The organism is Streptomyces sp. DG1A-41, from assembly GCF_037055355.1.
Classification (GTDB): domain Bacteria; phylum Actinomycetota; class Actinomycetes; order Streptomycetales; family Streptomycetaceae; genus Streptomyces.
The window spans coordinates 8,223,591-8,247,686 of record NZ_CP146350.1; the positions used below are offsets into that span (position 1 = coordinate 8,223,591).

Genomic DNA, 24,096 nt, shown 5'->3' on the forward strand with positions numbered 1-24,096 from the left:
CGCATTCCGCCGCGTATACCGGCGACCGCGCATATCGGCGACCGTGTCCACAGGCGACCAGGACCGAGTCCCGGCCTCGAGAATTCTCCTTTGTCAGCCCGATTCCACGGGCTTCTCCGCCGTCGCCCGGTGCCGTTCGCCCAGCTCCGTCCGCCCGATCAGTGGCCCTCCGGAGGTGAATTGGTGAAGGCGCGACTGCGAGGCCGGGCCGTGACGGCCGTGGTCAGCACATGCATCGTCGTACTGACCGCGTTCTACTACATCTTTCCGGAGCAGCGGCTGATCTTCGTCGCCATAGCGACGACCGGTGTCACCGGTATCATCCTGGGCGTCTTGCTCAACCGCCCCGCGCAGCGACTCCCCTGGTTGTTGATCGCCGCAGGAAACTTCGCCTTCGCCGCGGGCCAGGCCGCCCAGATCATCCTCCTCCAGTTCTACGGGCAGAACCCGTTTCCGTCGATCGCCGACGGCTTCTATCTCGCGGCATATCCGCTCTATGCGGCCGGGCTGCAGGGCTTCGTCCGCTGGCGCACGAGTGGGCGGGACCGCGCGAGCCTCGTCGACGCGCTGACGCTCACCGTCGGCCTGGCACTGCTGTCGTGGCTCTTCATCATCGAGCCGTACGCCCGCGTCGAGGGCCTCACCTGGGTGCAGAAAACGTTCTCCATGGCCTACCCGCTCGGCGACATCCTCGTCCTGGCGATGCTGCTGCGCCTGCTCGCCGGCCGTGGCGGCAAGAGCCCCTCGCTCGTGCTGCTCACCGCGGGCACCCTCGGCCTGCTCGTCGCCGACGTGGCCTACGGCCTGATACAGCTGAACGGGACCTGGCGCACGGGTACCGCGGTCGATCTCGGCTGGGCCGTGCTGTACGGCGCCTGGGCGGTCGCCGCGCTGCATCCGACCATGCGGTCGCTGACCCAGCCGGTGGCATGGCGCGCCGAGACCGGCCTGGGCCGGCTGAGCCTGCTCACCCTGGCGTCGCTGATCGCGCCGGCCATCCTCCTGATGACGGCGGTGCGCGGCGTGAGAACCAACGTCGGCGTGGTCGGGGTGTTCTCCGCGGTGCTCTTCGTCCTCGTGCTCTACCGCCTGGCGGGCGTGGCGGCGACCCACCGGCAGGCACTCGGCCGGGAGAAGGCGCTGCGCATCGCCGTGTCGTCACTGGGCGGAGCGAGCGACCCGCGGGATGTGGCCACGGCCGTCCACACCGCGGTGACGCAGCTCATGCCGTACGGCCCGCCGCATTCCGCGCTGCTCACCGTGCCGGACAACACGCTCTGGGTGAACGGGGAGCACGGCGGCGTACGCGGGCCCGTGTCCGCGCGGGGGACCGCAGCCGTCCGCGAACTGATGGCGTCCGGCGAGAGCCGGCTGGTGGCCCTCGACGGTGTGGGGCCCGCTCTCGCGGCCTGCCTCACGGGCGGGGACGAGGAGCCGACCCGCACCGGCCACGCGCTCGTCTGCCCACTCACCTCGCAGGATCACCCCTCGGGCGATCCGCTGATCGGGGCGCTGATCGTGGCCGGGGACGAGGAGGACCTGCTGGTGCTCCGGGACACGCTGGCGACACTCGCCGCGCAGACGGCACTCGCCGTGGCCCGGATCGCCCTCGCCCAGGAGGTCAACCGGCGCAACAGCGAAGCGTACTTCCGCACGCTGGTGCAGAACGCCTCCGACGTCATCCTCATCCTGGACGACGACAACCGGGTCCGTTACGCCAGCCCGTCCGCCGACCAGATGCTCGGCGTTCCGGACCTGGAGGGCAACCCACTCATAGATCTGGTGCCGCCGCAGGACAGCCGGGCGGTGGTCGAGACACTCGGCCGGATACGGAGCGGCGAGTACCAGAGCAGGAGCGAGCACTGGCGCATGGTCCGCGCCGACCGGACGTCCATCGAGGTCGAGGTGAGGTGGAGCGACCTGCGCGAGGAGGCGACCGTCGGTGGGGTGGTGCTCACCCTGCGGGACGTGACCGAACAGCGCAAGCTCGAACGCGAACTCACCCACCAGGCGTTCCACGACTCGCTCACCGGCCTGGCCAACCGCGTGCTCTTCCAGGACCGGGTCAGCCACGCCCTGGTGCAGGCGCAGCGCGACGGCACGGTGGTCGGCGTGCTCTTCATCGACGTGGACGACTTCAAGGTCGTCAACGACATACACGGCCACAGCGTGGGCGACGAACTCCTGGTCGCCGTGTCACTCCGCCTGCAGACCGCCGTCCGTGCCTCCGACACCGCGGCGCGCATCGGCGGCGACGAGTTCGCACTGCTGGTGGAGGGCTCCGTCTCGCCGACGGGCGTGGAGCGGTTCACCGAGCACGTGATGAGCGTGTTCGCCGAGCCGTTCCGGCTCAGTGTGGGGCCGGTGGGTACGTACGCCAGCATCGGCGTCGCGACGACGGAGGACAGTGTCGACTCGGTCGAGCTGCTGACCCACGCCGATCTCGCGCTGTACGCGGCGAAGACGGCGGGCAAGCGCCAGTGGCGCCGCTACCACCCGGACCTGCAGAGGGGCATGGCCGAGCGGGCCAAGTTGCAGGAGGGACTGGACAGTTCGTCGATCGAGACGTCGTTCATGGTGCTCTACCAGCCCATTGTGGAGCTGGCCAGCGGTCAGATCACCGGCTTCGAGGCGCTCGTTCGCTGGCCCCACGCCACCCGCGGCATGCTGCTGCCGGAGCAGTTCATCACGCTGGCCGAGGAGAGCGGCCAGATCGTTCCGCTCGGTGCCTGGGTGCTTGATCAGGCCGCGACCGAGGCCGTCCGGTGGCAGGGCTCCCTGCGACGCGACAGGACGGCCGAGCGCGGAGCACCCTACATCAGCGTGAATGTGTCGCCACGTCAGTTCCGGGACGAGGAGTTCTACCAGGTGGTCCGGCGTGCCCTGGATCTCTCCGGCATCGAACCGTCGTCTCTCGTACTGGAACTGACCGAGAGTGTGCTGATGTACAACGACGAACGTATCGTGGCGGAGATGAGTTCGCTCACCGACCTCGGGATCCGTATCGCGGTCGACGATTTCGGCACGGGCTACTCGTCGCTGAGCTATCTGCGTGAGTTCCCGATCTCGATACTGAAAATCGACAAGTCGTTCATCCACGAGCTCGGGCGCTCCCCCGAACAGTACGCCCTGGTCGAGGGCATCACGCATCTCGCGGACACACTCGGACTCACGGTGATCGCCGAAGGAGTGGAGGACGTCAGGCAGCAGGAGTTGCTGATCTCCATGGGCTGCCGGCTCGGCCAGGGGTACCTCTTCGCCGAGCCGGTCAGCGCCGACGAGGCGGAGCACCTCGTCCTCGCGCCGCCGCTCGGCCGCCTGGCCGGATTCCCCGGGACGCCCGCGGCGAGGAAGCGGTGAGGGTGGCAACCCTCCGCCGCGAGGGGCGCATGTCGTGCTCCGCACCCGCAGGGCGCCGGGCGAGGCAGGAGGCCCAGGGTGACGGAACGTGATCACCTGTCGGCCGAGTCGGCCGTGCTGTGTGTCGTGCTGCGCAACGAAGAGGAGCAGTACGCGATCTGGCCCGCCGATCACCTGATTCCGGCCGGGTGGCATCGGATCGGCGGACCGGCGTCCGCCGAGTGGTGCGGGAGCCTGGTCGAGCGCCTGTGGACCGACATGCGGCCCGCGAGTGTCCGCGCCGGTCGGCGTCCCCTGAAACCCGGGCCGGGCACCGTGCCGGAGCTGGTCCGTGAGCGGGCGCGGCGTGCGCCGTCCGCTCTCGCCGTGCTCTCTGACGAGGGCCGGCTCGACTACGCCGAGCTGACCGGCCGCGCCGACCGGCTCGCCCACGAGTTGCGGGAGTCGGGCGTCGACACCGAATCCGTCGTCACCGTGTGTCTCGACCGCGCACCCGAGCTGATCGTCGCGCTGCTGGCGGTGCTGAACTCCGGCGGCGCCTTCCTGCCCCTCGACCCGGCGACTCCTCGGCAACGGATGGTCGCACTGGTCGCGGAGACCGGTTCACGCCTCATCGTCTCGAGCAGCGAGCACGCCCCCAAGTTCTCCGGATGCCCGGCGCGAATCGTCCAGGCCGGGGAACCGGCCACGCGGGCGGAGGACCCGCGGGTGGCACCGGGCCCGCGGCCGGAAGACCTCGCCTACGTCATCTACACCTCCGGATCCACCGGACCTCCCAAGGGCGTGATGATCACTCACGGGTCGCTGGCCCACTCCCTCACCGCGGTGGCCCGAGCGTACGAACTCAGGCCGGGTGACCGGGTGCTGCACGCCGCGGCGCTCGGCTTCGACACCTCGCTGGAGCAGATCTTCGCGACGCTGATCAGCGGTGCGACGCTCGTCCTCGCGGGGACTGGGACGTGGGCACCCACCGACCTGCTGCACCGCCTCCCGGAACAGGGAGTCACCGTCGCCGACCTGACCCCCGCGTACTGGCAGCGGATCGTCTCCGTCGCGGACCGCGGCGAGATCCTCGCGTCGCTCAGACTCGTCATCGTCGGCGGCGAGATCGTCACCGCGAAGGACTGCCGCGCCCTGCTGCGCCGGATCCCCGGCGCGCGGCTCGTCAACGCCTACGGGCTCACCGAGTCGACCATCACCTCCACCATCTGCGACCTCGACGAGGAGGTGCTCGCCGCTCCGGACGCCGATGTCGCCCCGGTCGGCAGGCCCCTGGAGGGGAATCGCGTCCACGTGCTCGACGCCGAACTGCGCCCGGTGGAGCCGGGCGAGCGCGGCGAGATCTACCTCGGCGGCCCGGGGCTGGCGCGCGGGGTCCGGCGGCAACCCGCCCTGACCGCACAGCAGTTCCTGCCCGACCCGTATGGTTCCGCACCGGGGGACCGGATGTACCGCACCGGAGACCTGGGCCGCCTGCGCTCGGACGGCAACCTGGAGGTCTTGGGCCGGATCGACGACCAGATGAAGATCCGCGGGTTCCGGGTCGACCCGGCCGAGGTCGAGGCCGCGCTCGTCTCCCACCCGGAGATCGGCCAGGCGATGGTCGTGGCCCGGGCGCGCGACAAAGGCGACCGGGACCTCATCGCGTATTACACGACGACCGCGCCGCCGACCGGTGGCGAGGCGGCGCTGCGGGCCCGGCTGCGGTCGGCACTCGCCGAGGTCCTGCCGGGCTACATGATCCCGGCAGCCTTCCACGCGGTGGCACGCCTGCCCGTCACACCCGGCGGAAAGCTCGACCGCAGGGCCGTGCCGGAAACCGCGGCCCCGGCGAGGGCGGCGGCCGTCGCCGACGACCGTCCGGTGCAGCAGGGTATGGCCCAGTTGTGGGGCCAGATCCTGGATGTGGACTACGTCCGTCCGCAGGACGACTTCTTCGAGCTGGGCGGCAACTCGCTGCTGGCCATGGAGATGCTTGCCCGGACCCGCGTCATATACGGCATCGGCATCACACAGATCCGCGCCCTGACCCGTTCACTGCTGCGGCATCCGACGCTCGACGAGTTCACCGAAGCCGTGCGCCAGGCACGTGCCGGCACACTGGCCCACCCGGAGAGCGGGAGTGTCGACTTCGCCGCCGAGGCCGATCGGCGCGTTCCTGCAGTGGGCCGTGACGCGCCGCACCCCCGGCACCCACGCGACGTACTCCTCACCGGGGCGACCGGGTTCTGCGGCGCGTACATGATCGACGAGCTGCTGCGCAGGACGACGGGACGGATTCTCTGCCTGGTCAGGGCCTCCGACGAGCAGCACGGCATGGAGCGGATCCGCGCCAGCCATCAGCGGTACGTCCTCAGCGATCTGTCCAGCGCGCGCGTCCAGCCGGTCGTCGGCGACCTGGGCAAGCCCGGACTGGGGCTGCCGCCCGGCCGGTTCGAGGAGCTGGGATCCACCATCGATGCCGTCTACCACTTCGGCGGCCAGGTCAACTTCATCTACCCGTACCACGAGTTGCGCGCGGTCAACGTCGACGGAACGTACGAGATTATCCGCCTCGCCGCCGGCCGGGCCGTCCCCGTCCACTTCACCTCCAGCATGGCGGTGCTCGCCGGATTCGGGCCGGCCGGGGTGCGCCAGGTGACGGAGCACACGCCGCTGCGCTTCCCCGAGTATCTGTCGGTGGGATACGTGGAGACCAAATGGGTCGGCGAGGCGCTCCTGAAGAAGGCGTCCGACGCGGGCCTGCCGGTCGTCGTCTACCGCCTGATGGACATCACGGGCAGCAGCGGAACAGGTGTGATGAACGACAGCAGCGAGATGGCCGCCCTCTTCGGCTTCATCGCGCGGACCGGGCTGTGCCCTGACGTCCGGCTGCCGCTGGACTTCCTGCCGGCCGACCACCTCACCCGCGCGATCGGACACGTCTCCACCAGCCTCCCCGCACGCGGCGAGGTCTACCACCTCACCAACCCCCGTCCCGCGCTTCTGGGTTCGCTCGCCGAGCGCCTGCGTCAGCGGGGTTACCCGGTCCGGGAGATCCCCTACGCCGAGTGGGTCGCCGCTGTGGTGAAGTACGCGGCCGGACACCCCTCCGACCCGTTGACCCCGTTCGTCCCGCTCTTCGTCGACCGGTGCCACCACGCCGACATCACCGTGAGCGAGATGTACTTCCAGGGCGTGTTCCCGGAGTTCACCCGCACCAATGGGGAGCGGGCCATGCGGGACGCCGGGATCGACGTTCCGCCGGTGGACGCGGAGATGATGGACCGCTACATCGACTTCCTCCAGAAGTCCGACTACGTCCGGCCGGAGAAGAGCGGAGGACAGGGAGCGGCACGATGGTGAGCCGGTGCGCTGGCTGGGAGGCGCTGGACGTGCGGGAAGCGGCCCCCGACGGTCCGGTGGCCTTCTGCGCCGACCTCTCTCCCGCCAGTCTCCTGGCGGCGTACCGCGCCGGCGTCTATCCCTTCCCGGCGTCCGACGAGTACGTCCGCGCCCTCAACGAGGCGGTCTTCGCCGATCAGGTCCAGGACGGCCGCATCCGGCTCGTGGGCAAGGACGCAGGGGAGGAAGCGGCCGACCCCTACGCCGTCTCCTGGTGGTCGCCCGACCCCAGGCCGGTACTGCCCGTCACGTCCGCGCACCTGAGCCGGAGCCTCGCCCGACGGCTGCGCAACCGGCTGCCGTGGTCGACCAGCATGGACCGGCGGTTCGAGCAGGTCGTCCGAGAATGCCGTGCCGGCCGCGACCCGTTGTGGCTCACCGACGAGCTGATCGCAAGCCTGGTCCGCCTCCATGAACTCGGCCACGCCCACAGCGTCGAGGTGTGGGAGGACGGCGATCTGATCGGCGGCGTCTTCGGCCTCCAGGTCGGATCGGTCTTCAGCATGGACTCGATGTTCTTCCACCGCCCCGGCGCCTCGAAGGTCGCGGTGACCGACCTCGCGGCGCGCTTCGCCCAGGCCGGGGGCGTGCTGCTCGACGCTCAGCGGGACAGCCCGCACGTCCGCGACCTGGGCGGCGTTCTCATACCGCGGGAGCAGTACGTGCGACACCTTGGCCGCACCACGCGCGACCGCCTCCCGATGACCACCGCCACCCTGCCCGCCCGCCGCCTCACCCCGCCGACGGGATCGCACTGACCCCGTTCCGCGCGCCGCTCGTCGCCGGACGCGGCTCTGGCACGCTGGTGTCGGCCAGGCACGCCGCCTTCGTGCGGTGCCTGTCGTGGTGGTGCGGCGTCTCGCCGACATTCATGGGCCACACGGCGGTGCTACTCCTTCGTCACCAGCCGCCGGGCGGAACCGTCGTAGCCGTGCGGGTTGAGCTGCTGGAAGTGCCAGGCGTCGCGGCACATGTCGGACAGGTCGCGCGTGGGACGCCAGCTCCAGGTGCGGGCCACGGCGGTCGCGTCGGCGACGAGCTCGGCGACGTCCCCCGGCCGCCTGGGCGCGATCTCGTACGGGACGTTCCGGCCGCACGCCTCGGAGAACGCGGCGACGACCTCCAGAACCGAACTGCCCCTGCCGAGTCCGAGGTTGTACACGTGCATGCCCGGCGCGTCGGCGACGTGATCGAGTGCGAGGCGGTGCGCCTCCACGGTGTCCAGGACGTGGAGGTAGTCGCGGATCGCGGTCCCGTCGGGCGTGGGGTAGTCGTCGCCGTAGACGCGCAGCCGTTCCCGGCGGCCGACGGCGACCTGGGCGACGTACGGCATGAGGTTGTCGGGCGTGCCGCGCGGGTCCTCGCCGAGCAGGCCGCTGGGATGGGCGCCGGCCGGGTTGAAGTACCGCAGGCACAGCACCGTGTACTCGGGGCGGCGGTCGCAGACGTCGGCGAGGATCTGCTCGCAGAGCCACTTGGAGGCCGCGTACGGGTTGGTGGGGCGGGCCGGGGCGGTCTCGTCGATCGGGCCGGGGCCCGCGTCGCCGTAGATCGAACAGGAGGAGGAGAACACCATCCTGTGCACGCCGTGTTCGTGCATGGTGCGCAGCAGTGACGTGGTGCCGCCGACGTTCGTGTCGTAGTACTCCACGGGCATCCTGGTCGACTCGCTCACCGACTTGTGCGCCGCGAAGTGCACGACGGCGTCCACCGGATGCCGGTCGAAAACGGCCGACAGCGCGTGCCGGTCCCGGATGTCCAGCTCGTAGACGGCGCCGACGAAGCGCCCGGCGAGCCGCTCGACGCGCGCGAAGACCTGGGGCGTGCTGTTGGAGTAGTCGTCGACCACGATGACTTCGTAACCGTGGTCGAGGAGCTCCACGCAGGCATGACTGCCGATGAAACCGGCCCCGCCCGTGACGAGGACGGTCGAGGGGGCCCATGAGGGGCCGGCTCCTCGAGCGGTCGGCGGCTGGTTCCTGCGGGCCATGCCAGGACTCCCGCGTCGGATGCGGTCAGGGCTGGAACCGTATGTTTACGGTGTATATGTACGACTCTGCATCCGGGTGCCTGGTCCGGTCAAGGCCTGACCAGCAACTGGAAGTCGAACGTGTAGCGCGACGCCCTGTAGAGGTGCGTTCCGTACTCGACCGCGCGCCCGGTGTCGTCGTACGCCGTGCGCTGCATGGTGAGCAGCGCCGCGCCCTCCTCCTCGTCCAGGCGGGCGGCCTCCTCGGCGGTGGCCGCCCGGGCGCTGACGCGCTGCCGGGCGCTGTGCAGGGTGATGCCCGCCGAGCGCATCATCCGGTACAGGCCCGTCGACTCCAGGCGGGCGTCGTCGAGGTCCACGAGCGACGCCGGCAGGTAGTTGCACAGCAGGGCCACCGGCTGGCCGTGCGTGCGGCGCAGCCTGTCCAGGACGGTGACCTCGCTGCCCTCCGCGACGCCGAGGGCAGCGGCCACGTCGCAGGAGGCCTGGACGACCTCGTTGCGCACGACCTGCGTGGTGGGCCCCTGCCCGGCCTGCTCCAGGTCGTCGTAGAGACTGCTCAACTCCAGCGGGCGCTTGACCTGGCTGTGCACCACCTGCGTGCCCACACCGCGCCGCCGGACCAGCAGCCCCTTGTCGACGAGGGACTGGATGGCCTGGCGGACGGTGGGGCGGGACAGGCCGAGGCGCACCGAGAGGTCGACCTCGTTGCCCAGGAGGTTCCCCGGGGCGAGGACCCCGTGCTCGATCGCCGCCTCCAGCTGCTGCGCGAGCTGGTAGTACAGCGGCACGGGACTGCTCCGGTCCAGGGCGAAGTCCATCGAGCCGAGCGCAGGCTCTGCCGCGGTACGTGCCCGGTCACCGGTTCTCGCCATGGACGAACCCCCCTCGTGGGTCAGGAGTTGCTCGGGAAGCCGAGGTTGATACCGCCGGTGTCCGCCGGGTCCGGCCAGCGCGTGGTGATGACCTTGCCCTGGGTGTAGAAGGCGATGCCGTCGTTGCCGTAGACGTGCAGGTCGCCGAAGAGCGAGTCCTTCCAGCCGCCGAAGGAGTGGTAGCCCACCGGGACCGGGATCGGCACGTTGACGCCGACCATGCCCGCCTTGACCTCCAGCTGGAAGCGGCGCGCGGCGCCGCCGTCCCGGGTGAAGATCGCGGTGCCGTTGCCCCAGCGGGAGTCGTTGATCAGCTTGATGGCCTCTTCGTAGGTCTCCGCGCGGACCACGCACAGCACCGGGCCGAAGATCTCGTCCCGGTACGCGTCCGCCGTCAGCGGCACCCGGTCCAGGAGGGAGACGCCGAGGAAGAAGCCGTCCTCGTGGCCCTCCACCGAGAAGCCCGTGCCGTCGACGACGACCTCGGCGCCCTGTTCGGCGGCCGACGACACGTACGACGCCACCTTGTCGCGGTGCTCGCGGGTGATCAGCGGACCCATCTCGGACGCCGGGTCGTTGCCGGGGCCGATCTTCAGGTTCTTCGCCCGCTCGGCGATCTTGCCGACCAGCTCGTCTCCGGTGTCGCCGACGGCGACCACGACCGACACGGCCATGCAGCGCTCGCCCGCCGAGCCGTAGGCCGCGTTGATCGCCTGGTCGGCGGCGAGGTCCAGGTCGGCGTCGGGCAGGACCAGCATGTGGTTCTTGGCGCCCCCCAGGGCCTGCACCCGCTTGCCGTGCTCGACGGCCTTGAGCTGGATGTACTTGGCGATCGGGGTCGAGCCGACGAAGGAGACCGCCTCGATGTCCGGGTGCTCCAGGATGCGGTCCACGGCCGTCTTGTCGCCCTGCACGATGTTCAGGACACCGTCCGGCAGGCCCGCCTCGGAGGCCAGTTCGGCCAGGCGGAAGGAGGCCGACGGGTCCTTCTCCGACGGCTTCAGCACGAACGTGTTGCCGCACGCGATCGCCAGCGGGAACATCCACATCGGCACCATCGCCGGGAAGTTGAACGGCGTGATGCCCGCGACCACGCCCAGCGGCTGGCGGATCGAGGCGACGTCGACCCGGGTCGAGACCTGCGTGGACAGCTCGCCCTTGAGCTGGACGCTGATCCCGCACGCGAGCTCGACGATCTCCATGCCGCGCGCGACCTCGCCGAGCGCGTCGGAGTGCACCTTGCCGTGCTCCGCGGTGATCAGTTCGGCGATCTCGTCGCGGTGGGCGTCCAGCAGCTCGCGGTACTTGAACAGGATCGCCGTGCGCTTGGCGAGCGAGGAGGTCCCCCAGCTCTCGAAGGCGGCCTTGGCGGAGGCGACGGCGGCGTCCACCTCGTCGACGGTCGCGAACGCGACCTGCTTCTCCTGGGCGCCGGTGGCCGGGTTGTAGACGGGGCCGAACCGGCCGGAGATGCCCTCGACGGGCTTGCCGTCGATCCAGTGGGTGATGGTCTTCATGGTGCGCAAGGGCCTTTCGTGGAGCCTGATGTCAGCAGGGAGTTCAGAGGTGGCGGCGGCGTCCGGCGACCTGCCGGTCGTAGCGCTCGCGGGCCTCGACGGCGGCCTCGCGGGAGGCGGTCTCGGCCACCGGCACGTCCCACCACGCCTCGGCCGGGGGAGCGGTCGGGGCCGGGTCGGTCTCGACGTACACGCACGTCGGCCGGTCGGAAGCACGGGCCGTGACCAGCGCCTCGCGCAGCTCGCGCACGGTCTTGGCGCGCAGGACGTCCATGCCGAGGCTGGCCGCGTTGGCGGCCAGGTCGACGGGCAGCGGGGCGCCGGTGAAGGTGCCGTCGGCCGCCCGGAACCGGTAGGCGGTGCCGAACCGCTCGCCGCCGGTCTCCTCCGACAGCCCGCCGATGGACGCGTAGCCGTGGTTCTGGATGAGGACGATGTTGAGCGGCAGGCCCTCCTGGACGGCCGTGACGATCTCCGTCGGCATCATCAGGTAGGTGCCGTCGCCGACCAGCGCCCACACCGGCGTACCGGGAGCGGCCTGCTGGACGCCGATGCCGGCCGGGATCTCGTAGCCCATGCAGGAGTAGCCGTACTCCAGGTGGTACTGGCGCGGGCCGCGGGAGCGCCACAGCTTGTGCAGGTCGCCGGGGAGCGAGCCGGCCGCGTTGATCACCACGTCGTCCTCGCCCACGGCCGCGTCCAGCGCGCCGAGCACCTGCGTCTGGGTCGGGACCGCGCTCTCGTCGTCGGCGCGGTAGGCGGCCTCGACGACCTCCTCCCAGCGCTCCTTGCCGGCCCGGTACTCCGCCTCGTACGCCTCGCTCACCCGGTGGCCGGAGAGCGCCTCCAGCAGCTTTTCCAGGCCCGACCTCGCGTCGCACACCAGCGTGCGCGCGGCCAGCTTGTGGGCGTCGAAGCCGGTGATGTTGAGGTTGAGGAACCGCACGCCCGGGTTCTGGAAGAGCGTGCCGGAGGCCGTGGTGAAGTCCGTGTAGCGGGTGCCCACGCCGATGACGAGGTCGGCGGTGCGGGCGAGGTCGTCGCTGACGGCCGTGCCGGTGTGGCCGATGCCGCCGAGGTCGGCGGGGTGGTCGTGGCGGAGTGACCCCTTGCCCGCCTGCGTCGAGGCGACGGGGACGCCGGTGGCGTCCACGAACGCCTTCAGCGCCGCCTCGGCCTCGCTGTGGTGGACACCGCCGCCCGCGACGATCAGCGGCCGCCCGGCCGACCGGATCGCCTCGACGGCCGCCGTCAGCTCCACCGGGTCCGGCGCGGGACGCCGCACGGACCAGACGCGCTCGGCGAAGAACTCCTCCGGCCAGTCGTACGCCTCCGCCTGCACGTCCTGCGGCAGGGCCAGGGTGACGGCGCCGGTCTCGGCCGGGTCGGCCAGCACGCGCATCGCCTGGAGCGCCGAGGGGATCAGCGCCTCGGGGCGGGTGATCCGGTCGAAGTACCTCGACACCGGGCGCAGCGTGTCGTTGACCGACACGTCGGCCTCGACCGGGTGCTCCAGCTGCTGGAGCAGCGGGTCGGCGGAGTGCGTGGCGAAGTAGTCGCCGGGCAGGAGCAGCACCGGCAGGCGGTTGATCGTCGCCAGGGCCGCGCCGGTGACCAGGTTGGTGGCGCCCGGGCCGATCGAGGTCGTCACCGCCTGCGCGGACAGGCGGTTCAGCTGCCTGGCGTAGCCGACCGCCGCGTGCACCATCGACTGCTCGTTGCGGCCCTGGTGGAACGGCATGACGTCCTCGCCCGCCTCCAGGAGCGCCTGGCCGACGCCCGCCACGTTGCCGTGGCCGAAGATGCCCCAGGTCCCGGCGATCAGCCGGCGGCGCACGCCGTCCCGTTCGGTGTACTGGGCGGACAGGAACCGCACCAGGGCCTGGGCGGTCGTCAGTCGGCGGGTGCGGGCGCTCATGCGGAGGTCTCCGGGGCGGTGTAGAGGGGGAGTCGGGGGTCGACCGGCTGGTCCGGCCAGGTGTCGCGGACCCAGGCGTGGTCGGGGTGGTCGCAGATCAGCCAGGCGCGCTCGTCCTCGGGGCCCGCCATGACGTTGAGGTAGTACATGTGGTGGCCGGGCGTGGCCATCGACGGCCCGTGCCAGCCGTCCGGGATCAGGACGACGTCGCCGTCGCGGACCTCCGCCAGCACGTCGGTGTCCCGGCCCGGTCCGGACGGGGAGACGCGCTGGTAGCCGAGGCCGGGGATGCCGTCGTGGCCGGCGAACTCGAAGTAGTAGATCTCCTCCAGCACGGACTCCTCGCCCGGCCGGTGCTCGTCGTGCTTGTGCGGCGGGAACGACGACCAGTTGCCGCCCGGGGTGATCACCTCGACCGCGATGAGCTTGTCGCACTCGAACACGCCCGCGGCGCCGAAGTTGTTGACCTGGCGGGAGCAGTTCCCGGTGCCCCGCAGCTCCACGGGCACCTGGGAGGCGGGGCCGTAGCGGGCGGGCAGCCGGCGGGTGCAGCGCGCGCCGGTCAGCGCGAACCGTCCGCCGGCCGCGGACGCCACGGTCGCCCGGGCGTCGCGCGGCACGTACGCGAAGTCGCTGACGCCGCTGAAGACGTCCCGGCGGCCCCGGAGCTCGAAGGTGTCCTGGCCGAAGTCGTCCGTCGCGGCGACCGTGCAGCCGCCGCTCAGCGGGACGACGATCCACTCGCTGTCGCCGGTGTCGAAGGAGTGCGTGCCGCCCGGCGGCAGCTGAAGGACCCGCAGGCTGGAGTGACCCAGCCGGCCTTCTCGGGCGTGACGTCGACGATGTAGGGGCCGCCGAGGGCCTTACCCGCGGGAAGGTGATACGTCATCGTGTGCCTTTCGGGTCACAGCAGAGCGACTCACAGCAGACTGATTCACAACGGACCGATTCACAGCAGACCGACGGCCGTGTCCACCGCCTCTTCCACGCTGCCCTCGGCCGGGTAGAGCAGCGAGCGCCCGACGACCAGGCCTTGCACGGTCGGCAGGCGCAGGGCCTTGCGCCAGCGTTCGTACGCGCCCTCCTGGTCGCCGCCGACCTCGCCGCCGAGCAGGACGACGGGGAGCGTGGAGGTCTCCAGGACCTGGGCCATGTCGTCCGGGTCGTCGGTGACGGGCAGCTTCAGCCAGGTGTAGGCGGAGGTGCCGCCCAGGCCCGAGGCGATTGCGATGGACCGGGTGACGGCCTCGGCGGACAGGTCGTTGCGCACCTTGCCGTCGACCCGCCGGGAGATGAACGGCTCGACGAACAGGGGGAGCTGCCGGGCCGCCATGGCGTCGATCGCCCGCGCGGTGGACTCCAGGGTGGTGAGCGAGCCCGGGTCGTCGTAGTCGATGCGGACCAGGAGCTTGCCCGCGTCGAAGCGGAGCCGGGCGATGTCCTCGGCGCGGTGGCCGGTGAAACGGTCGTCCATCTCGAACGTGGCGCCGGCCAGGCCGCCGCGGTTCATCGAGCCCATGACGACCTTGTTGTCCAGCACCCCGAGCAGGAGCAGGTCCTCCAGGATGTCGGCCGTGGCGAGCACCCCGTCGACACCGGGCCTCGACAGCGCGACGCAGAGCCGTTCCAGCAGATCGGCGCGGTTGGCCATGGCCAGGCGCCGGTCGCCGACCCCGAGGGCGCCGCGCGCCGGGTGGTCGGCGGCCACGATCATCAGCCGGCCGCTGTCGCCGATCAGCGGGCGGCGCACCCGGCGGGCGGCCGCCTCGGCGACGGCCTCGGGGTTCCGGGCCCGGACCGTGGTGAGGTCGGGGATGCCGATGTTCAATTCAGGCTCCGTTCAGTGACTCGTGCTCGGCGACGACGCCGTGGCGAGGAGGTCCTCGACCTCGGACTCGGAGGGCATCGCGGAGGAGCAGGCGAGGCGTGAGGCGACGAGGGCGCCGGCGGCGTTGGCGTGCCGCATGGTCTTCTCCAGGTCCCAGCCGGCGAGGAGGCCGTGGCAGAGGGAGCCGCCGAAGGCGTCGCCCGCGCCCAGGCCGTTGACGACCTCGACCGGCACCGGCGGTACCTCGGCCCGGGTGCCGTCGCGGTGCACGGCCAGGACGCCCTTGGGGCCCTGCTTGACGACGGCCAGTTCCACGCCCGCCTCCAGCAGCGCGTCGGCGCAGGCCTGCGGCTCGCGCACGCCGGTGGCGATCTCGCACTCGTCGAGGTTGCCGACCGCGACGGTGGCGTGGCTCAGCGCCTCCCGGTAGTACGGGCGGGCCTCCTCGGGGTCGGCCCAGAACATCGGGCGCCAGTCGAGGTCGAAGACGGTGATGCCCGACTTGTCGCGCGCCTTGAGGGCGGCGAGCGTGGCGGAGCGGCTCGGCTCCTCGCTCAGGCCGGTGCCGGTGATCCAGAAGATCCGGGCCCCGCGGATCGCGAAGAAGTCCAGCTCGTCGGTGTGGATCTCCAGGTCGGGGGCCTTGGGGCGGCGGTAGAAGTACAGCGGGAAGTCGTCCGGCGGGAAGATCTCGCAGAACGTGATCGGGGTCGGGTACGCGTCGACCGGGGTGACCCAGCGGTCGTCGACCCCGAAGGACTTCAGTTCCTGGTGCAGGTAGGCGCCGAAGGGGTCGTTGCCGGTCCGGGTGATGACCGCCGTACGGCGTCCGAGGCGCGCCGCGGCGACCGCCACATTGGCCGCCGAACCTCCCAGGAATTTCCCGAACGTCTCCACCTGGGGCAGCGGGACGCCGGTCTGGAGGGGATAGAGGTCGACCCCGATGCGGCCCATCGTGATCAAGTCGAAATACTGGGCTGGCTCGGCCATGCGCGACCTCCTCGGGAAGCTGGGGATGCGGGTCCGGGGCCGCCCTGACACCGTGGGGCTTGGATGACCTGGGGCCTGCCGCTGTCACAGGTGTAGGTGGCGGAGGGCGGCCCTGTCAATAGTTTGTACTTACATTCGGACCTGCTTGTGAAATGATGTCTTAACAAAGTATTGACAGCGGGCGCGGCAAGGACTTGGATCCCGTGGCATCGCAACAGTCTGTTTGCGGCATCATGATCCGGACTCCGTAAGGCTCCGGGACCACGGATCCCTCGTGATCCCTCCCCTTTCCCCCGCAGTAGCACAGTGAGGTGCCAGGAAAGATGGACCGCTCTTCCCACCCCCGCTCCCGCAGGATCGCGCCGGTCGTAGCAGTTGCCGCGGCAGCGGCCCTGACCCTCGCCGGCTGCTCCAGCAGTTCCGGGGGCAAGAAGTCGGAGGAAGGCGCTGCCAACGCCTCCGCCGGCAAGGCGACCACGCCGCGCATGACCGTCGCCCTGGTCACCCACCAGGCACCCGGTGACACCTTCTGGGACACCGTGCGCAAGGGTGCCGAGGCCGCCGCCGCCAAGGACAACATCAAGCTCATCTACTCCGCCGACCCGAACGCGGGCAACCAGGCCAACCTGGTCCAGAACGCGATCGACCAGAAGGTCGACGGCATCGCCGTCACCCTCGCCAAGCCGGACGCCCTCAAGGGCGTCATCGGCAAGGCGGAGAAGGCCGGCATACCCGTCGTCGGCCTCAACTCCGGCCTGAGCGACTGGAAGAAGCTCAACCTGCTGGAGTTCTTCGGCCAGGACGAGTCCGTCGCCGGCGAGGCCTTCGGCAAGAAGCTCAACGAGGTCGGTGCCAAGAACGTCCTCTGCGTCATGCAGGAGCAGGGCAACGTCGGCCTCACCCAGCGCTGCGACGGCGTGGCGAAGACCTTCGACGGCAAGGTCGACCCCCAGAACGTCAACGGAACCGACATGCCGGCCGTGAAGTCGACGATCACCGCCAAGCTCAAGCAGGACCCGTCCATCGACTACGTCGTCACGCTCGGCGCCCCCTTCGCGCTGACCGCGGTGCAGTCGGTCTCCGACGCCGGCAGCAAGGCGAAGGTCGCCACCTTCGACCTCAACAAGGACCTCATCAAGGCCATCAAGAACGACTCCATCCAGTTCGCCGTCGACCAGCAGCCCTACCTCCAGGGCTACCTGGCCGTAGACGGCCTGTGGCTCTACAAGAACAACGGCAACTACAGCGGCGGCGGCGAGCAGCCCGTGCTGACCGGCCCGGCCTTCGTCGACAAGTCCAACGTCGACAAGATCGGGGAGTTCGCCGCGAAGGGCACCCGGTGATGAGCATGACCCAACAGGCTGCGCCGGCGGTGGAGACACCGCCGGCCCCGGCCCCAAGCAGTCCGACGGCCGGACGCGGCAGCGCCCGCTGGCGCTGCGGCTGCTGGCCAGGCCCGAGGTCGGCGTCTTCCTCGGCGCCGTCGCCGTGCTCGTGTTCTTCCTGTTCGCCGCGCCGCCGGTGCGCGACGGCAGCTCGATGGCCAACATCCTGTACCAGTCGTCGACCATCGGGATCATGGCGCTGCCCGTGGCCCTGCTGATGATCGGCGGTGAGTTCGACCTGTCGGCCGGTGTCGCCGTGATCACGTCGGCGCTGACCGCGTCCATGCTCAGCTACCAGCTGACCATGAACGTCTGGGTCGGCGTGATCGTCGCCCTCCTGGTGTCGCTCGCCATCGGGGCGTTCAACGGCTGGCTGCTGGTCAAGACGGGACTGCCCAGCTTCCTGGTCACCCTCGGCACCTTCCTGATCCTCCAGGGTGTGAACCTGGCCGTGACCAAGCTGGTCACCGGCAACGTCGCCACCGACGACATCAGCGACATGGACGGCTTCACCCAGGCGCAGAAGATCTTCGCGTCGTCGTTCACCGTCGGCGGGGTCAACGTCAAGATCACGGTGGTGTGGTGGCTGGTCTTCGCGGCCCTGGCCACCTGGGTGCTGCTGCGCACCAAGTACGGCAACTGGATCTTCGCGGTCGGCGGCAACAAGCACTCCGCCCGGGCCGTCGGTGTCCCGGTGACGTTCACCAAGATCTCCCTGTTCATGCTGGTCGGCTTCGGCGCCTGGTTCGTCGGCATGCACCAGCTGTTCTCCTTCAACACCGTGCAGTCCGGCGAGGGCGTGGGCCAGGAGCTCATCTACATCGCCGCGGCCGTCATCGGCGGCTGTCTGCTGACCGGTGGCTACGGCTCCGCGATCGGCCCGGTCTTCGGCGCCTTCATGTTCGGCATGGTGCAGCAGGGCATCGTCTACGCCGGCTGGAACCCGGACTGGTTCAAGGCCTTCCTCGGCGTGATGCTCCTCGGCGCCGTCCTCATCAATCTGTGGGTCCAGCGCACGGCGACCCGGAGGTGACCGCAATGACCAGCAACGAAACCGGCACCCACGGCGCCGTCCTTCAGGACACGCCGCCCGCGAAGGACCGACCCCTCGTCGAACTCCGCGGCGCCGGCAAGTCCTACGGCAACATCCGCGCCCTGCACGGCGTCGACCTGAAGGTCTTCCCCAACCAGGTCACCTGCGTCCTCGGCGACAACGGCGCCGGCAAGTCCACCCTCATCAAGATCATCTCGGGTCTGCACCAGCACACCGAGGGCGAGTTCCTCGTCGACGGCGAACCGGTGCGCTTCTCCACCCCGCGCGAGGCCCTCGACAAGGGCATCGCCACGGTCTACCAGGACCTCGCCGTCGTCCCGCTGATGCCGGTGTGGCGCAACTTCTTCCTCGGCTCCGAGATGACCAAGGGACCCTGGCCGTTCCGCCGTCTCGACATCGAGCGGATGAAGAAGACCGCCGACGAGGAACTGCGCGCCATGGGAATCGTCCTCGACGACATGGAGCAGCCCATCGGCACGCTCTCCGGCGGCCAGCGCCAGTGCGTCGCGATCGCCCGCGCCGTCTACTTCGGCGCCCGCGTCCTCATCCTGGACGAGCCGACCGCCGCCCTCGGCGTGAAGCAGTCCGGTGTAGTGCTGAAGTACATCGCCGCCGCCCGCGAGAAGGGCCTCGGCGTCATCTTCATCACCCACAACCCGCACCACGCCTACATGGTCGGCGACCACTTCAGCGTGCTGCGCCTGGGCACCATGGAACTGTCCGCCTCCCGCAGCGAGGTCAGCCTGGAAGAGCTGACCAACCACATGGCCGGCGGCACCGAACTGGCCTCCCTCAAGCACGAGTTGGCGCAGGTCCGCGGCGTCGACGTCGAGGAGCTCCCCGAGGCGGGAGACCTCACCGCCCCCGTAGCCACGTCTTCGGAAGGAAAGTCCTGACATGGCACTCGCGCTCGACCGCATCCGGGTCGGCTCCGCCCCCGACTCCTGGGGCGTCTGGTTCCCCGACGACCCCCAGCAGGTGCCCTGGGAACGCTTCCTGGACGAGGTCGCCGAGGCCGGCTACTCCTGGATCGAACTCGGCCCGTACGGCTACCTGCCGACCGACCCGGCCCGGCTCACCGACGAGGTGACCAAGCGGAACCTGAAGGTCTCCGCCGGCACGATCTTCTGCGGCCTTCACCGCGGTCCCTCCGAGTGGGACTCCACCTGGGAGCAGGTCAGCCGGGTCGCCGCCCTCACCCAGGCCATGGACGCGGGGCACCTGGTGGTCATCCCGTCCTTCTGGCGGGACGACAAGACCGCCGAGATCCTGGAGCCCCCGGAGCTCACCACCGAGCAGTGGCGCAACCTCACCACGGGCATGGAGCGCCTCGGCCGCGAGGTGAAGGACAGGTACGGCCTGGACATCGTCGTCCACCCGCACGCCGACACCCACATCGACACCGAGGAGCACGTGGAGCAGTTCCTCGACTCCACCGACTCCGACGCGGTCAACCTCTGCCTGGACACCGGGCACTACGCCTACTGCGGCGGCGACAGCGTCAAGCTGATCGAGACGTACGGCGAGCGCATCGGCTATCTGCACCTCAAGCAGGTCGATCCGGAGATCCTCGCCGACGTGGTCAAGAACGAGGTCCCGTTCGGCCCCGCCGTGGCGCGCGGAGTCATGTGCGAACCGCCCGCCGGCGTGCCCGAACTGGGTCCGGTTCTCACAGCCGCCCAGAAGCTGGGTGTGGACCTGTTCGCCATCGTCGAGCAGGACATGTACCCCTGCGAGCCGGACAAGCCGCTGCCGATCGCGGTGCGCACCCGCAAGTTCCTGAGGTCCTGCGGCGCCTGACGATCCGAAAGGACGGCCATGACTGAGCGCGCCACCCTGGGAGTCGCGGTCATCGGTACCGGAAGAATGGGCGCCGACCATGTGCGCCGCCTCCACGAAGTCATCAGCGGAGCACGGGTGGTCGCCGTCGCGGACGTCGACGCGGAGCGCGCGAAGGCCGTCGCAGCCCGTGTCGACGGCTGTACCGCCCACACCGACCCGGCCGCCGCACTGGCGGCGGCCGACGTCGACGCCGTCCTGATCGCCTCCCCGGGTCCGGCCCACGAGGCCACCCTGCTCGCGGCCTTCGAGCGCGACCTGCCCGTCCTGTGCGAGAAGCCGCTCACCCCCGACGCGGCCTCCGCACTGCGCGTCCTCGAAGCCGAACTGCGCCTCGGCCACCGCCGTGTCCAGGTCGGCTTCATGCGCCGCTACGACCCCGAGTACGCGAAGCTGAAGGCCCTGCTGGCAACCGGCCAGCTGGGCCGCCCGCTGATGCTCCACAACCGGCACCGCAACGTGGCCAGCCCGCCCTTCTTCACCAGCTCCATGCTCATCAGCGACTCCGTCGCCCACGAGGCGGACGTGACCCGCTGGCTGCTGGGGCACGAGATCACGGCGGTCACGGTGCTGCGCCCCGCCCCGTCCGCCAACGCCCCCGACGGACTGCGCGATCCGCAGTTCGTCGTCTTCGAGACCGACGGCGGCGCCCTGTGTGACGTGGAGATCTTCGTCAACTGCGGCTTCGGCTACCAGGTGCAGGCCGAGGTGGTCTGCGAACGCGGCACCGCCCGCATCGGCGACGGCCACGCCCTGGTCACCAACATGGCCGGCCGCTGGGGCGGCACCATCGCCCAGGACTTCACCGAACGCTTCGAGACGGCCTACGACCGTCAGATCCAGACCTGGGTCGACGCCACCCGCCGCGGCGAGGTCACCGGCCCCGGCGTCTGGGACGGCTACGCCGCCGCCGCGGTGTGCGAGGCGGGGGTACGGGCGCTGGAGGACGGCGGCCGGGTCGAGGTCGAACTGGTCGGGAAGCCCGCGCTGTACGCGTGAGCGGGCCGGGGGTGCGCCCCCGGCCCGCTCAGCGGGTGCCTCAGATCCTGGTGCGGGGCCGGGGCTCGAACCCGGCCGCGCGGTAGCAGTCGTCGATGAGCGCCATCGTCGTCACCGCGTCGTCGGCGTCCAGCGGCAGCGGCGCACCGTCTCGCACCCGGGCGGCGAACGCCTCCAGCTGGTACGTGTACGACGAGCGCGTCCCGAGGCGTTCCGTGCGTTCGCCCTCCGGGGTGCGCACCACGATCCGGTCGTCCATCTGGGGCAGCACGAAGTTCAGGGCCGTCGCCTCACCCCGCGAGCCGGTGATCTGGATGCTCATGTCCAGCCCGTCGTACGCCATGTGACAGCGGGCGGAGCCGGTCGCACCGCCGGGGAACTCCAGGTCGGCGTCCAGCCACTCGTCGACCCCGGGTGCGCCCGCGCGCTCCCCGCCCCGGGCCCCGGCAAGGCGCGGTGCGCCGCCCGCCCAGGGGGCGAGCATGCGCAGTGCGTGCAGGCCGTAGCAGCCCAGGTCCATCAGGGCGCCGCCGGCCAGCCGCAGCGACCAGCGTGGGTCGGCGTCCGGCGGGGCGGCGATGGCGACCATCGCCTCCACGTGCCGCAGTTCGCCGAGTTCACCCGAGTCCAGCAGCTCGTGCAGGCGGCGGGTGACCGGGTGGAAGAGGTAGTGGAAGGCCTCCATGAAGACCGTCCCGGCCTTCCCGGCGGCCTCCCGCACCTCCGCCGCCTCCCGCGCGTTGCTCGCCGACGGCTTCTCCGACAGCACGTGCTTGCCCGCCGCGAGGGCGGCCAGGTTCCACGGGCCGTGCAGACCGTTGGCGAGCGGGTTGTAGACGACGTCGACCTCGGGATCGGCCACCAGCTCGGCGTACGAACCCGCCACCCGCTCCACTCCGTGCTCGGCGGCGAACGCCTCGGCTCGGGCGCGGTCGCGGGCGGCCACCGCGACGAGGCGGTGGCCGGTCGCCCGGGCCGGGTCGGTCAGGGAGCGCCCGGTGATCCGCGCGGCTCCCAGCACACCTATGCGCAGGGGTTCCCGGCCCTTCTCGCTCATGCCTGCCGTACCTCCTCGATCGTCACGGGACGGTGCTCGTGCAGCGACAGGGTGCACGCCTCGGCGATCCAGCCCGCCTCCAGGGCGTCCTCGATCGTGCAGGGGGAGGGGCGGGTGCCGGCGACGACCTCGGTGAACGCGGTCAGTTCGGCGCGGTAGGCCTCGGTGAAGCGGTCCATGAAGAAGTCGTGAGGGGTGCCCGCCGGGAAGGTCACGCCCGGCTCGACCGAGCGCAGCGGCAGCTTGTCCTCCAGGCCGACGGCGATGGAGTCCGTAAAGCCGTGGATTTCCATGCGGACGTCGTAACCACGGGCGTTGTGGCGGGAGTTGGACACCACGGCGATCGTGCCGTCGTCCAGGGTGAGGATCGCGCCGGTGGTGTCGGCGTCACCGGCCTCCTTGATGAAGTCGGCACCGCGGTTGCCGCCCACGGCGTACACCTCGGTCACCTCACGGCCGGTCACCCAGCGGATGATGTCGAAGTCGTGCACCGAGCAGTCGCGGAAGATGCCGCCGGAGGCGGCGATGTACGCGGCGGGCGGCGGCGCCGGGTCGAGCGTGGTCGAGCGGACCGTGTGCAGCGCGCCGAGCTCGCCGCTCCGCACGGCCGCGCGGGCGTTGACGAAACCGGTGTCGAAGCGGCGGTTGTAGCCGATCTGGATCGGCACGTCCCTGCCCTGGACGGCCTTCAGCACCTCGACGCCCTCGCTCATGGTCCTGGCGACGGGCTTCTCGCAGAAGACGGGGATGCCGGCCTCGACCCCGGCGAGGATCAGCGCGGGGTGGGCGTCCGTCGCGGCCGCGACGACGATGCCGTCCACGCCGGCGGCCAGCAGGGCCTCGGGCGAGTCCACGACGTCGGCGCCGAACCGCTCGGCGGCGGCCTTGGCGGCGTCCGCGAACGGATCGGTGACGACGAGGGACTCGACGGCGTCGAGCCCGGACAGGGTCTCGGCATGAAAGGCGCCGATGCGGCCGAGGCCGAGGATTCCGATACGCATGGGTATTGCTCCTAGTCGTAAACAGGGGGTGGTGCTACGCCCTCAGGGGCGCGGGGAACTGCGCGACCAGCCACAACGGCGCCGCACACGACGGACGACACAACGCGGCACATCCTCAGTCGAGTCCGCCCAACACGTTCTGGTCCCAATCGATAACCGACCCGGTGACCACCCCGGACCGCTCCGACAGCAGGAACACAACAAAGTCGGCGATCTCATCCGGCTGGCCCAACTTGCCCATCGGCAACTTCGCGGCGGCCTCTTCACGCCAGTCGTCCCCGGCGCCGTGGAACACCCGCTGCGTCGCGTCCTCCCCCTCCGTCGCGGTCCAGCCGATGTTCAGCCCGTTGATCCGGACCCGGTCCCACCGGTGCGCGTGCGCGGCGTTGCGGGTCAGGCCGACCAGGCCCGCCTTCGCGGCGACGTACGGCGCCAGGAACGGCTGCCCGCCGTGCGCCGACGAGGTGATGATGTTGACGATCGTGCCGGGTGCCTGACGCGCGACCATGTCCGCGACCGCCGCCTGCATGGCGAAGAACGGCCCCTTGAGGTTGATCGCGATGTGCTGGTCGAACAGCTCGGGCGTGGTGTCCAGCAGCGTCCCCCGGGAGGTCAGCCCGGCGGAGTTCACGAGGCAGTCGACGCGGCCGTACGTCTCCACGACCCGGGCCACGGAGGCCTTCGCCTGCCCGGCGTCCGACAGGTCGGCCCGGACGTACAGGGCCTTGCCGCCCGCGGCGGTCAGCTCCTCCACCAGGGCCTCGCCGGGTTCGGGACGCCGCCCGGTGACGGCCACGACCGCCCCCTCGCGGACGGCGGCCCGCGCGATGGCGGCGCCGACACCCTGACTGCCGCCGTTGACCAGGACGATCTTGTCGTCGAGAAGTCCCACGAGGTTC

The 24,096-nt window shown here is 70.7% G+C and carries 16 protein-coding genes and 2 pseudogenes; 8 read left to right on the plus strand and 10 right to left on the minus strand.

Annotated elements, in window-relative coordinates:
• Positions 1-183: 183 nt before the first annotated feature.
• The 3 genes from V8690_RS38015 to V8690_RS38025 all read left to right on the plus strand — a co-directional run bounded on the left by V8690_RS38015 (position 184) and on the right by V8690_RS38025 (position 7,502).
• A complete protein-coding gene (locus V8690_RS38015; RefSeq protein ID WP_338784576.1) occupies positions 184-3,360 on the plus strand; it encodes an EAL domain-containing protein in 3,177 nt (1,058 codons plus the stop codon).
• A gap of 78 nt (positions 3,361-3,438) precedes the next feature.
• Entirely contained in the window at positions 3,439-6,705 is a 3,267-nt protein-coding gene (locus V8690_RS38020; protein ID WP_338784577.1) for an amino acid adenylation domain-containing protein, read from the plus strand.
• Positions 6,699-7,502, plus strand: a complete 804-nt coding sequence (locus tag V8690_RS38025; RefSeq protein WP_338784578.1) for a leucyl/phenylalanyl-tRNA--protein transferase — start codon at positions 6,699-6,701, stop codon at positions 7,500-7,502. The genes V8690_RS38020 and V8690_RS38025 overlap by 7 nt, the downstream gene beginning before the upstream one ends.
• Positions 7,503-7,633: 131 nt before the next feature.
• On the opposite strand, the gene galE is transcribed toward V8690_RS38025, so the two are convergent.
• The 7 genes and pseudogenes from galE to iolC form a co-directional block, all read right to left on the minus strand.
• Positions 7,634-8,734, minus strand: a complete 1,101-nt coding sequence (galE, locus tag V8690_RS38030) for a UDP-glucose 4-epimerase GalE (RefSeq protein ID WP_338784579.1) — start codon at positions 8,732-8,734, stop codon at positions 7,634-7,636.
• A gap of 89 nt (positions 8,735-8,823) precedes the next feature.
• The gene (locus V8690_RS38035) at positions 8,824-9,609 is read right to left on the minus strand and encodes a GntR family transcriptional regulator (protein WP_338784580.1); all 786 of its coding nucleotides are present in this window, start codon (positions 9,607-9,609) and stop codon (positions 8,824-8,826) included.
• 20 nt (positions 9,610-9,629) lie between these two features.
• Positions 9,630-11,126, minus strand: coding sequence for a CoA-acylating methylmalonate-semialdehyde dehydrogenase (locus V8690_RS38040; RefSeq protein WP_338785607.1), 1,497 nt, complete (start codon positions 11,124-11,126; stop codon positions 9,630-9,632).
• Between the two features lie 43 nt (positions 11,127-11,169).
• The gene (iolD, locus tag V8690_RS38045; RefSeq protein ID WP_338784581.1) at positions 11,170-13,044 is read right to left on the minus strand and encodes a 3D-(3,5/4)-trihydroxycyclohexane-1,2-dione acylhydrolase (decyclizing); all 1,875 of its coding nucleotides are present in this window, start codon (positions 13,042-13,044) and stop codon (positions 11,170-11,172) included.
• Positions 13,041-13,933 (minus strand): annotated as a pseudogene (gene iolB / locus V8690_RS38050) (5-deoxy-glucuronate isomerase). The gene iolD and the pseudogene iolB overlap by 4 nt, the downstream one beginning before the upstream one ends.
• 60 nt (positions 13,934-13,993) lie before the next feature.
• Positions 13,994-14,872, minus strand: a complete 879-nt coding sequence (locus V8690_RS38055; RefSeq protein ID WP_338784582.1) for a deoxyribose-phosphate aldolase — start codon at positions 14,870-14,872, stop codon at positions 13,994-13,996.
• A 12-nt stretch (positions 14,873-14,884) separates the two neighbouring features.
• Positions 14,885-15,862 (minus strand): 5-dehydro-2-deoxygluconokinase, encoded by a 978-nt coding sequence (gene iolC / locus V8690_RS38060; RefSeq protein ID WP_338784583.1) that lies wholly within the window; start codon positions 15,860-15,862, stop codon positions 14,885-14,887.
• A 323-nt stretch (positions 15,863-16,185) separates the two neighbouring features.
• On the opposite strand from iolC, the gene V8690_RS38065 reads away from it, so the two are divergent.
• From V8690_RS38065 to V8690_RS38085, 5 genes and pseudogenes are all read left to right on the plus strand, one after another.
• Positions 16,186-17,205, plus strand: coding sequence for a sugar ABC transporter substrate-binding protein (locus V8690_RS38065; RefSeq protein ID WP_338784584.1), 1,020 nt, complete (start codon positions 16,186-16,188; stop codon positions 17,203-17,205).
• A pseudogene (locus V8690_RS38070) lies at positions 17,205-18,280 on the plus strand (ABC transporter permease). Before V8690_RS38065 ends, V8690_RS38070 begins: the two are co-directional and overlap by 1 nt.
• A gap of 5 nt (positions 18,281-18,285) precedes the next feature.
• Entirely contained in the window at positions 18,286-19,197 is a 912-nt protein-coding gene (locus tag V8690_RS38075) for an ATP-binding cassette domain-containing protein (RefSeq protein WP_338784585.1), read from the plus strand.
• Position 19,198: 1 nt separating this feature from the next.
• Positions 19,199-20,101 (plus strand): sugar phosphate isomerase/epimerase, encoded by a 903-nt coding sequence (locus V8690_RS38080; RefSeq protein ID WP_338784586.1) that lies wholly within the window; start codon positions 19,199-19,201, stop codon positions 20,099-20,101.
• A gap of 18 nt (positions 20,102-20,119) precedes the next feature.
• Positions 20,120-21,139, plus strand: coding sequence for a Gfo/Idh/MocA family oxidoreductase (locus V8690_RS38085; protein WP_338784588.1), 1,020 nt, complete (start codon positions 20,120-20,122; stop codon positions 21,137-21,139).
• A gap of 40 nt (positions 21,140-21,179) precedes the next feature.
• Here the strand turns inward: V8690_RS38085 and V8690_RS38090 are convergent, their stop codons facing one another.
• From V8690_RS38090 to V8690_RS38100, 3 genes are all read right to left on the minus strand, one after another.
• Positions 21,180-22,196, minus strand: coding sequence for a Gfo/Idh/MocA family oxidoreductase (locus V8690_RS38090; protein WP_338784589.1), 1,017 nt, complete (start codon positions 22,194-22,196; stop codon positions 21,180-21,182).
• Complete coding sequence (locus V8690_RS38095) at positions 22,193-23,197, minus strand: Gfo/Idh/MocA family oxidoreductase (protein WP_338784590.1); 1,005 nt, start codon at positions 23,195-23,197, stop codon at positions 22,193-22,195. Before V8690_RS38095 ends, V8690_RS38090 begins: the two co-directional genes overlap by 4 nt.
• 115 nt (positions 23,198-23,312) lie before the next feature.
• A complete protein-coding gene (locus V8690_RS38100; RefSeq protein ID WP_338784591.1) occupies positions 23,313-24,089 on the minus strand; it encodes an SDR family oxidoreductase in 777 nt (258 codons plus the stop codon).
• Between the last annotated feature and the right edge of the window lie 7 nt (positions 24,090-24,096).

What these genes read in the sequence shown, in the direction of transcription:
- V8690_RS38025 (WP_338784578.1), top strand. Translation starts at nt 6,699, where the DNA reads ATGGTGAGCCGGTGCGCTGGCTGGGAGGCGCTGGACGTGCGGGAAGCG.
- galE (WP_338784579.1), bottom strand. Translation starts at nt 8,734, where the DNA reads ATGGCCCGCAGGAACCAGCCGCCGACCGCTCGAGGAGCCGGCCCCTCA.
- V8690_RS38035 (WP_338784580.1), bottom strand. Translation starts at nt 9,609, where the DNA reads ATGGCGAGAACCGGTGACCGGGCACGTACCGCGGCAGAGCCTGCGCTC.
- V8690_RS38040 (WP_338785607.1), bottom strand. Translation starts at nt 11,126, where the DNA reads ATGAAGACCATCACCCACTGGATCGACGGCAAGCCCGTCGAGGGCATC.
- iolD (WP_338784581.1), bottom strand. Translation starts at nt 13,044, where the DNA reads ATGAGCGCCCGCACCCGCCGACTGACGACCGCCCAGGCCCTGGTGCGG.
- iolC (WP_338784583.1), bottom strand. Translation starts at nt 15,862, where the DNA reads ATGGCCGAGCCAGCCCAGTATTTCGACTTGATCACGATGGGCCGCATC.
- V8690_RS38065 (WP_338784584.1), top strand. Translation starts at nt 16,186, where the DNA reads ATGGACCGCTCTTCCCACCCCCGCTCCCGCAGGATCGCGCCGGTCGTA.
- V8690_RS38075 (WP_338784585.1), top strand. Translation starts at nt 18,286, where the DNA reads ATGACCAGCAACGAAACCGGCACCCACGGCGCCGTCCTTCAGGACACG.
- V8690_RS38080 (WP_338784586.1), top strand. Translation starts at nt 19,199, where the DNA reads ATGGCACTCGCGCTCGACCGCATCCGGGTCGGCTCCGCCCCCGACTCC.
- V8690_RS38085 (WP_338784588.1), top strand. Translation starts at nt 20,120, where the DNA reads ATGACTGAGCGCGCCACCCTGGGAGTCGCGGTCATCGGTACCGGAAGA.
- V8690_RS38090 (WP_338784589.1), bottom strand. Translation starts at nt 22,196, where the DNA reads ATGAGCGAGAAGGGCCGGGAACCCCTGCGCATAGGTGTGCTGGGAGCC.
- V8690_RS38095 (WP_338784590.1), bottom strand. Translation starts at nt 23,197, where the DNA reads ATGCGTATCGGAATCCTCGGCCTCGGCCGCATCGGCGCCTTTCATGCC.